This is a genomic window from uncultured Brachyspira sp. (genome assembly GCF_944390845.1).
In the GTDB taxonomy this organism is placed as follows: Bacteria; Spirochaetota; Brachyspiria; order Brachyspirales; family Brachyspiraceae; genus Brachyspira; species Brachyspira pulli.
Genome location: NZ_CALXRM010000093.1, coordinates 1 through 11182, shown reverse-complemented (window position 1 = coordinate 11182; position 11182 = coordinate 1). Strand labels below are relative to the sequence as shown.

Annotated in this window: 7 protein-coding genes and 1 pseudogene; 1 reads left to right on the top strand and 7 read right to left on the bottom strand. The window is 28.4% G+C overall.

Annotated elements, in window-relative coordinates; translation table 11 throughout:
• Positions 1–71: 71 nt before the first annotated feature.
• A pseudogene (locus Q0K52_RS13510) lies at positions 72–596 on the bottom strand (ankyrin repeat domain-containing protein); the annotation flags it as partial.
• 618 nt (positions 597–1214) lie between these two features.
• Here Q0K52_RS13510 and Q0K52_RS13505 point away from each other — a divergent pair.
• Positions 1215–2087 (top strand): flagellin, encoded by an 873-nt coding sequence (locus Q0K52_RS13505; protein ID WP_297300319.1) that lies wholly within the window; start codon positions 1215–1217, stop codon positions 2085–2087.
• An 86-nt stretch (positions 2088–2173) separates the two neighbouring features.
• Here the strand turns inward: Q0K52_RS13505 and Q0K52_RS13500 are convergent, their stop codons facing one another.
• The 6 genes from Q0K52_RS13500 to Q0K52_RS13475 form a co-directional block, all read right to left on the bottom strand.
• Positions 2174–2551, bottom strand: coding sequence for a sigma factor-like helix-turn-helix DNA-binding protein (locus tag Q0K52_RS13500; protein ID WP_297300316.1), 378 nt, complete (start codon positions 2549–2551; stop codon positions 2174–2176).
• 4 nt (positions 2552–2555) lie between these two features.
• Positions 2556–2780, bottom strand: a complete 225-nt coding sequence (locus Q0K52_RS13495; protein WP_297300294.1) for a hypothetical protein — start codon at positions 2778–2780, stop codon at positions 2556–2558.
• An 872-nt stretch (positions 2781–3652) separates the two neighbouring features.
• Entirely contained in the window at positions 3653–4726 is a 1074-nt protein-coding gene (locus tag Q0K52_RS13490; RefSeq protein ID WP_297300292.1) for a DUF563 domain-containing protein, read from the bottom strand.
• 147 nt (positions 4727–4873) lie between these two features.
• On the bottom strand, positions 4874–9178 hold the full coding sequence (locus Q0K52_RS13485; protein ID WP_297300290.1) for an acyl-CoA dehydratase activase-related protein: 4305 nt from the start codon (positions 9176–9178) through the stop codon (positions 4874–4876).
• A gap of 30 nt (positions 9179–9208) precedes the next feature.
• Positions 9209–9559: an aspartate 1-decarboxylase gene (gene panD / locus Q0K52_RS13480; protein WP_297300288.1), complete on the bottom strand. Its 351-nt coding sequence runs from the start codon at positions 9557–9559 to the stop codon at positions 9209–9211.
• 181 nt (positions 9560–9740) lie between these two features.
• Positions 9741–10562 carry a DUF2262 domain-containing protein gene (locus Q0K52_RS13475; RefSeq protein ID WP_297300286.1) on the bottom strand — a complete coding sequence of 274 codons (822 nt, stop codon included), beginning with the start codon at positions 10560–10562 and terminating at the stop codon, positions 9741–9743.
• Positions 10563–11182 lie beyond the last annotated feature (620 nt).

Below are 11182 nucleotides of genomic sequence, written 5' to 3'. Positions count from 1 at the left end.
TTGCACTTTTTGCAACTTTTTGCGGCGGGAAAAAGTTGAATAAAAAAATGACAAACTTAAAAATTTTCAGTATATATTAACGCTGTTTCTCCTTTTTTATTTTTATAATTAGGATCATAGCCATTTTCAAGTAATATTCTCACTATTTCAGCATAATTTTGACTGCAGGCTATCATCAATGCAGTTAAATGATTATTTTCTAATTTAGTTTCTATATACATATTGGCTTTATGTTCAAGAAGAATTTTTACAACATCTGCTCTGCCATAAATACATGCATATATCAAAACTGTATAATTATCATTATTAGTTATATCTACAGAGGCATTATATTCTAATAAAAGTTTTACTATATCAGCATTTCCTTTATAAGAGGCAATCATTAAAGGAGTATATCCGTCTTTATTCTTAAAATCAATTTCAATATCTTTTTTTTCAATAACATTTTTATTATTTTCATGTTCAATTAATATTTTTGCTATTCCAAATACATTTATACTTATATAATTATTTTTATTCAATAAATATTGTATTTGCTGAATATTACCTTCTTCTACAGCATTGAAAAATTCAATTTTTTCTTTATTTGTAAACATCATAAACCTCTAATATATATTACCTCTTACTAGTATATTAAAATAATATATTTAGTCAATCAAAAATCTAATAAACATAATATATTTAATTAAAGCTTGGGCGGGCATCTATAATTTCTTAATAAATCATCAAAAAAAATTTTATCAAAAATTTCAAAGCAGATAAAAAATATAAATGGCGGGGAATTAGAGTAGATTTAAAACCTATTTACATACCCCACCCTTTTATATTTTCTGCTTTATTTTTAATTATAACTTTTATTTATTTCTTAGCTTAATAAGAAATTATAGCACCCGCCCAAGTTTTTTATAAAAAATAAAAATTTATTAACCGCACGGTGGATGCATTAATATAAATAAATAAAATGAAAAATCAAATTAATTTAATTATATAGTTGTATTTTACGTGCGTTAAAAGTTGGGGCGGGGCTAATAGATTATAAATAAAAAATAATATTAACATAATTTCATTAACATAATATTAGAGTATTTTTTTAAATAAAACTGAAGAAAAAAATTTTTATTTTTATAAAAAAAAATTAATAATTAATAGGCTAGAACCGATAATAATTATGTGTTCAGGGAAGAACACATACAAATAATTCATGGAGGAACCATATGGTTATCAACAATAATATAAGTGCTATAAACGCACAACGCACTCTTAAATTCCGCCAAGTAGATCTTAAAAAAGACGCTGCTCAAATTTCTAGCGGTATGAGAATAAACCAAGCTGGAGACGATGCTTCTGGATTAGCAGTATCTGAAAAAATGAGAACTCAAATCCGCGGTTTACGTATGGCTGAAAGAAACACTCAAGATGGTATATCTTTCATTCAAACTACAGAAGGATACTTAGAAGAAACTACTAACATTCTTCAAAGAATCCGTGAATTAGCTATACAAGCTGCTAACGGTATCTATACTGATGAAGACAGACTTTATGTACAAATCGAAGTTTCTCAATTAGTAGACGAGATCGACAGAGTTGCTTCACAAGCTCAATTCAACAAACTTAACATGTTAACTGGTAGATTCGCTAGATCTACAGGAGAAAACACTCCTACAGCTTCTATGTGGTTACACATTGGTGCTAACATGGATGAAAGAAAACGCGTTTACATCGGTACTATGAACAGCCAAGCTCTTGGACTTAAAAACCCAGTTGGACCAGCTGTTAACGCTACATTCATCAGTGTATCTAGCCCAACTAAAGCTAACTCTGTTATAGGTATGGTAGACGAAGCTCTTCTTAAAGTATTAAAACAAAGATCTGACTTAGGTGCTTATCAGAACAGATTAGAAATGACAGCTCAAGGTTTAATGGTTGGATTCGAGAACATGCAAGCTTCTGAAAGCAGAATCCGTGATACAGATATGGCTGAAGCATCAGTTAAACTTGCTAAAGATCAAATTCTTAACCAAGCTAACTTGTCTATGCTTGCTCAAGCTAATCAGTTACCACAAGGTGCTCTTAGATTATTACAATAATTAATATTCAATTAGTTTTGTAATATTAACCATATTAAGGGAGGCATTCTTAATTGAGTGTCTCCCTTTTTGGTTTAACATTTCTCTTAACTATTTATTACTATATTAAATTGTTTTGATATCTCTTTTTTGATTGCAGTTAAATATTGAGATACCGCTGATTGTGTTACATTAAGCATACTAGCTAATTCTTCTTGAGTTTTACCCTCTGAAAATAATTTCATTATCCTTTTTTGTTTTGGTGTTAATATTGCTATTATTAAATTTGATACTCTGCTGTACTCAGTATCTGTTAAAGCATTTGAGTAAAGTATATTATCTAAATCATCATTAGTTAAAATACTTTCTCTGCTGTCTCCCCTATCTGAATTAATTTTCCTTGTACCTAAACTTTTATTAATTTCCTTTAATACATTATTACAAAGTTTTGTACAAGTGTCATACTTAGGACATAAATTGCACATTATATCAATACTCCTTTAAAATATCTAATATACTGTCCAACACTTCAGGACTGTAATTTGTAGTGTCAATATCATCAAGCTTACTTATAGCATTTTTAATATCAACACGCATTATAACCCACTCCTCCCAATTAGATTTTTTGTTGTAAAAATAATCGTCCTCCTTTATATTATCTAATATGTTCTTTATAAGTTTTTTGTAATAAAGTGTTTTTTGAAAGCTCTTCATTAATAACTCCTATAACAGTATTGATATATACTGTATATTAATACATATACACTAAATTTCAGTTAATTACAACCTTTTATAATGTATTTTTATACATTATTTTAAAATTATGTTTACACTTTATATGTTTACAATACATTTAACACATAAAATAATAATTAAATATAAATACTAATTTTTAAGGAATATAGAATAATGATATAAGAGCATAAAAAAGGCTCACAAATAAATATATTTGCAAGCCTTTGTATTTTTATAAATGATTAAAAAGTTTATTTATTGTATGAAGCAACAAGTTTATATAACTTATTTTTATTCTTCAATAGTAATAATACATATTTATCAAAACAAGTAATTATAATCAGTTTGCACTGTAAGTTTATAGATTATAATAAAAGTATATACCTAAACAAATATATTTTATCAAAATAATTTTTTCAATTTAAAATATTTGCATGGCTTTGCCCTCACGAAGTACACAGAGTGCAGAACCCCAGTTCTTTTACGACCGAAGGAAGTACTGCAACTGAAAAAAGTACCTGACGAAGTCCACTGTAAGTGTAGGTATGGTATTGGTATAAGACACAGCCCGCCTTCAGCAAGAAGATATATCCTAGACATGCTCGGATACGCTTCGCGAAGAACTGCATTTTTAGTATCAATTTAGGTGATATTCTATATTTAATATGTATATTTTTTATATAAAGTTCTAGCAATGCTTTTTTGCTACTTTGATGAAGTCCACAGAGCGTATGCGGTAAAAAAGTGATAATGTACAGAATGCAGAAAAAAACAACAATAGTATTACATAAAAATATAATGAGTCTATAAAATAATATATAAATTTTAGTTACAAGATGATTAATTAGTATTCAAATATTTTCAAATTCATCTAAAACTATTTTAAAATCATCAATATTTATATAGAAATCAAAATCATTTCCTTTATTATGAATATTTTGATATACATAATTTTTTTCATTGTTTTCAACATACTCTAAATATTTACCATTTATAGTTTCAACTATATATTTATATGTATCTTCAGGTCTGATATTCGGTACAATTCCAAGTACTGATATACTAGGTTTTGAACAAACTAGATTAGTTAAACCACTTCCTAATATAGAAATTATTTTATCAGCATTATAAAACATACAAAATTGTTCTTGTAATGAATATTCTTCAGGGCATATCATCTCATAACCTAATTTTGATAATATATCCATAAGATTATCTTCATTTAAAATTCTTCTAGTTTTTACATTTCTTCTGGTTAAATATATTTTTTTAGGAAATTTAGTAGCATCATAATTTTTTATTAATTCTTTTGATAATTCTCTATACTTATTACATATCCAAATATCAGGATAATGGGTATTCTCACTTGGAAAAGAAGATAAATACAAATTTTTACATAATATTTCTGTTTGGTCAGAAATATATATTATCTTATTTTTATCAATACCAAATATTTCTAAACTATCATTATGAAATTTTGATTTACATCCATCTCCCAATATAAAAGCATCTATCTTATCTAAATAACCGACATCTTTCAATATAAAAAGTTTTGGTAAAGTTTCATGTATCCAATGCCCAAAGCAAACATTCCATATAGATTGCAAACTAAATACATTTAAATCAGTCTTCTTTTTAAATCTCAATTTATAAAATGCAAATCTGCCTCCTAATTCTGACCTAAGAGTTAAAATTTTATCAAAAGGTAATACCTCTTTTATTATCTCATTATTAGAAGTAAAATAAAATCCCCAGCTAGAATATATTTTTGCATTACTTAATTTACAAAGGAAATTATCAATATTAGAATTAGGATATTTGATAGGAATATATAAATCAGTTTTTATATCCTTTATAGAAACAGAATTATTTTTTAATTTTTTTACAACTTTCTCACCTATCTTATTTCTTATTTTAGTATTCAATAGTTTATTTCCTAATCCCATAATATACCTTTATTTATAAATAATTATTGTATATAATTATACTACGATACTACTTTATAATCAAGAAAAAGGCTCACAAATAAATATATTTGCAAGCCTTTGTATTTTTATAAATGATTAAAAAGTTTATTTATTGTATGAAGCAACAGTTTCCATAACTTCTTTTTCTTCTTTTACTGAAACCATACTATCTTTAGCAGAGCGAACGAAGAACTCTAAACGGTTTACAGTATTAACTTCACTAGCACCAGCATCCATATCCAAATATAAAAGATTTAATTCAGGATATCTAGTTTTAAGTCTAGTTTCAATACCTCTAGCTATAATATGGTTAGCAATACAACCGAAAGGCTGTAAACAAAGTACATTGTTTATACCTTCTTCAGCAAAGCTAGCTATTTCACCAGGAAGAAGCCAAGCCTCTCCGAATTGGTTAGTCATAGCAGTAACCTTAGCAGCATTTTCTGCTATCTGTCTTATATGGTGTATTGGTCTGAAACCTTTGAATTTAGACATTATCTGATTAATAGAATCAACTCTAACATCAATAACTTTTTCTGATAATTTAGAGCCGTAATATCCTAAGAATGATACATCTCTAGCATTAGTTTCTTTATTAACCTGCTCGCTTATAACCTTCTGTACGAAGAAGTCAAATACAGGAGGTACTATTACCTCAACACCTTTTGACATAAGCCAGTCGCAAACATCACCATTAGCAAAACTATTATATTTTACATATATTTCACCAACTAAACCAGCTTTAGGCAAGTCTAAATCATGAGTTTCTATAGCATTAAATTCTGCCACAGCTTGTTTTAATAATTTATCAGTAGCTTTAAGAGCAAAATCTTTAGGGTGTAATGCTATATATTTATTAGCAAGTGCCAAAGATTCACCTTTTTTAACTTCTCTAGCAGCACAGTAATAATACATTGTAGATATAGCATCAGCATAAGGCATAGCTATAATACCTTCTTTCATCAAGTCAATTTTTGAAAGCTCAAAACCTGGCTGATCATTAATAACAGTAAGCCCTACAGTTACTACTGGAACATCTGGATAACCTGCATTGATTAATCCTCTTTTTATAAGAGAAGCATAGTTACTTGCTCTGCATTGTCCGCCTGTTTGAGTAATACCGGCAGCTATATTTTTAGGATCATATTTTCCGCTTAATACTGCTTTTATAATATCCCCTATTACAATAGTAGCAGGATAACATATATCTTGATTGGCATATCTTAATCCTAATTCTACAGATTCAATATCTGGTTCAGGAAGAGGAATTGTATCATATCCGCTTCTTTGAAGTAAAGTCAAAATCATAGGATCATAGAAATGTCCAAATTTAGGTACAAGTATTGCACGTCTGTCATTTTTCTCATATCTTTTAATAATAGTTCTATTAGATTTCTCATTAGGTATAAAGTCACCTTTCATCTTCATACTTTCTATCATAGAACGTATTCTTAATCTAATACTTCCAGGACTTGAAATTTCATCTACTTTTACTAAAGTAGGACTCTTTCCATAAGCATTAAGTATAGATTTTATTTCATCTGAAGTAGTAGCATCTGGTCCGCATCCGAAGCTATTTATTTGTACTACTTCCAATTTCATATCTTTTTGCTTGCAAGCCCATAAAGCAGCTTTGAACATTTTATTAGGATAAGACCATTGAGTTAATACTTGAACATCAGCCAAAGATTCATCTATATCAAGACCATCTTCTGTAAGTACATTAATACCAAATGAAGCAATAGTTTCAGGTATTTTATGATTGATTAACGGGTCAATATGATAAGGTCTGCTAACTATAAGTATAGTAGGTGTTTGAGTTTCTTTAGCATGTTCTATAATTTTTTTGCCTTCTTCTCTTAACTCATTTTTAACTCTTATCTGTTCCTGTAAAGCCAATTTAAATGCTCTGTCAAAATCTTTTTTATCTATTCCAAGACCTTTAACAAAATAAGCCTTACAACCTTTATATAATAAATCTTCATTCAAGAAAGAAATTGTTGGAGCATCGAAAGGAATTCCATATTTAGTTAATGGACTTATAGAACTATCTATTACATCAGGATATCCTGTAACTACTGGGCAGTTATAACTATTAACACTTCCGTCTTCTTCAGCTTTTTCTAATACTACAGATGGATAGAATATTCTATCAACTTTAGACTCTATCAAATCATATATATGTCCGTTAGCTATTTTAGCTGGGAAACATATATTATCGCTCATAACTGTACCAGAACCTTTTTCAGCTATAGCCATGCTTGAAGGTGAAGATAATTGTACTCTGTATCCGCATTCTACAAGTATAGTAGCCCAGAATGGGAAGTTTTGATACATATTAAGTACTCTAGGTATACCAATAGTACCTTTTATTTCATCTGAAGCAGGTGCTAAAGGTCTGTCGAATAATAAAGAAAGTTTCTTCTGTGTAATATCCATTCCGTAATTTCTTTCTTTATTTCCTTTATTAGTAAATATTCTTTCACATTTATTTCCTGTGTAGAATGATTTATTATCTTTGAATTTTAATCTAGTAACAGTACAAAGGTTTTCACAGCCTTTACAAGTAAGCTGTTTTCTTTCATAATCATTAGCTTCCTGTAAATTGTCTAAACCTATAAATGTTGTATCTTCTTCTTTAGTGTTGTATGTATCTAAAGCAAGCAATGCACAACCATAAGCTCCCATAAGTTCTGATATATCAGGACGAATAACTTTTTTATTTAAGAATTTTTCAACAGAACGTAAAACTGCAGCATTCTTAAAAGTACCGCCTTGAACAACTATATGCTCACCTAAAATAGAAGTATCAGTAATTTTTAATACTTTAGTGAAACAGTTTAAAGTAACACTCTTAGCAAGTCCCGCAGAAATATCAGCAACTGAAGAACCTTCTCTCAAAGACTGTTTTACTTTACTATTCATGAACACTGTACAGCGGCTTCCTAAATCACAAGGGCTAGCTGATTCACAAGCAATATTAGCAAAGTCAGCTACTTTATAACCCATTCCGCGTGCAAATGTTTCTATGAAAGAACCGCAGCCTGATGAACATGCCTCATTAATTTCAATATTTTCTATAATACCGTCTTTAATAAATATAGCTTTCATATCCTGACCGCCTATATCAAGAATGAAGCTTACATCTTTATCGAAAGCCTTAGCACCTCTGTAATGTGCCATAGTTTCAACGATACCTTCGTCCATATTGAAGGCAGCTTTTATTAAATCTTCTCCATAACCTGTAACAGCAGTTCTTGCTATATTTATTTTTATATTCTTTTCATCTAATTCTTTTTTAATTTCTGTTAATCCTTCAGTAACAGCACCTACTGGATTTCCATTATTATTTCTATAATGTCTTAATACTACCTGTCCGTCCTCATCAATAATAACGATTTTTGTAGTAGTAGAACCAGAGTCTATACCAAGGAATGTATTTTTACCATTAACAGTTGATACATCAGCAGATTTTACTTTATCTTTACTATGTTCTTCTTTCCAACTCTCATATTCTTCCTGACTATTAAATAAAGCTTCTCTTGTCTTTGAATTAGTAATTTTTACTTCTGCTGAAATATTTTGAACTAATTTAGTAAAATCAGAAACTTTAATTACTGTTTGATCTTCTTTTTCACCGAAAGCAACACCTATTGCAGCAGTCAATTCTGGGTGATCAACAGTATACATATCTTCTTCAGTAGCATTTAAAAGGGATAAGAATGTTCTTCTTAATTCTGGAAGGAATGTTAAAGGTCCGCCTGTGAATAATATTTTAGGCTTAATCTCAAAACCTTTAGCAAGTGTATTTATTGTTTGAACAGCAACAGCTTGGAAAATACTTTTAGCTATATCAGATTTTGGAATATCTCTGCTTATAAGTGTTTGAACATCTGTTTTAGCAAATACTCCGCATCTGCTTGCCATTGGATAAATAGATGTTGATTGTTCTGCCAATGTAGAAAGTTCTGAAGGCTGAACATTAAGAAGTGTAGCCATTTGATCTATAAAAGCTCCAGTTCCTCCTGCACAGTTTCCATTCATTCTTATATCAGCTTTGAAATTATCATCAAATACTATAATTTTAGCATCTTCTCCGCCTATATCTATCAATGTTCTTCCATAAGGATAAATCTTTCTAATTGCTGTTGAAGAAGCTATAACCTCTTGAACAAAACTAATGCCTGTTTTTTCACAAACACCCATTCCAGCAGTACCTGTCATAGATAGTGAAAGTTTTAAATCTCCATGCATAGCCTGTAAATTTTCTAATATGGATAGTAAAGTATCTTTTATGTCAGCATTATGTCTAACATAAGTTTTAAATATCATATTGTCATTATTATCATATACAACCATTTTTGCGGTGGTTGAACCTATATCAATACCTGCTTTAAAAATTTTTTCCATAATATCTCTCCTAATAAATATAAACTATTTTTATTCTATAATCATATTCTGCATATTAACAAATATTACTTTAGTTTTATAACTTTTTAAATTTTCTTCCGGTATATGTCCATAAAGAAGTATTATTATAGTATCATCTTTTTGTGCATAATGTACATTGCTTCCATTTATGCCTATGACACCTGTTCCTCTTATACCTTTAACAACAACTGTTTCAAATCTTTCATCATTACTCAGATTAATAATGGATACTTTATCACCTTCCATTATATCTGCTTTATCCATCAAATTTTCATCTATTGTTATAGAATCTTTAAAATTTAAATCAGTTCTTGTAACAGTGAGTCTGTTAATTTTAGATTTTATAATACTCCTCATCATAATGGTACAAAACCTAAAAACTATTCTTTCTTATATATAACAATAATTTTTTACAAACATTTTACTAATATGATGAAAAATGTCAATATTATAATTAAAGATATTTATTAATAATAGTTACTATATACTATAACCATATTTTACCTAATACTACATTTTATACATTTTAGACTACATAATTTTAAAATTGACTAATAAAAGCATTTATGAAATTACCATTCAAATCACCTTCAACGATAACATCTAAAGGAAACACTTTTTTATTGCCAAGTCTATAATTAACATAATTATCATGCTCATGAATTATAATTTCTGAAAGTTCTATTTTACTCATAAATGCATTAACAAAGGCTTCTTCCTCTACAATATTTCCGCTACTTTTAGCTGAAATCTCATTTCCTTGTCTTATTATTTTTAAGGCAGAATAATCTTTTATCTTTTTATCAAATTCTTCTTTATCTGTAAAAATATTTCTTATAAAGCTAATAGCCTTTTCTTTATCATATCCATTGGAATCATCAAAAGCAACAAGAATCTTTTTATTAATCCATTCCATTTCTTTATCAAAAGAACCTAAACTTCTATTATATAAAAAATCTCCAAGCATATCATCATTATAATATATAGGTTCTAAATACTTACTAAGAATTAAATTTAAATCCTCATCTTTATAATGATTATCTATAATATCAGCAAGTAAAAATTCGACAATTTCTTCACCTTGTTCTTTTTCGCATCTTACTTTTAATTTAACAATGGATTCTATATTTATAATAGATTTATAATAGTTCAATTCTTTTTCTGCTATTTTCATTCTAACGACAATTTTCTTATTTTGTTCAATATAGCCTGTTTCAATGTCCTTATAAGCTATGCATATCATAAGAACATTTATTTTATCATCATCTTCTGTTCTTGCTCCAATGAAATCCGGAGAACCTATTATAAATGCCACATCTTTATATTCATCTAAAAATTCGCTTTCTTTTTGTAAAAAAAACATAATCAAAATCCAATAAATAAATTTTATAAAAACAATGATTAATTGTAAAATATTTAATAATAATTGTCAAAATAACATTATAAATATTTAATTAAACACAATAAAATGATTAGAAAAATAAAGAAATATTGATATAAAATATATAGCTTTTAATTATAATAATTTTGTATATACCTAAACAACTATATTTTGTCAAAATAATTTTTTTAATTTAAAATATTTTCAGGGCTTTGCCCACCGCTCTGCGTGCTTACGCAACACCCCAGTTCTTTTACGACCGAAGGAAGTACTGTAAGTATTGGTATAAAAGAACCTATATCCTCGACAGGCTCGGATACGCTTCGCGAAGAACTGCATTTTTGACCTAAAACTATGGTATTACACTATATTTAATATATATTCTTAAAATATAAAGTTCTAGCAATTGCGTTTTTCGCTCTGCGTGCCGTAGGCAGCAACTTTGACGAAGTCCGCAGAGCGTGTGCGGCAAAAAAGTTGATAATTCTATATAAAGTGCATCGGTTGACAAACTTAAAAATTTTCAGTATATACCTAAACAAATATACTTTGTCAAAAATAAATTTATGTTTTGGTTTTATATTTGGGGCTTTACCCACCGC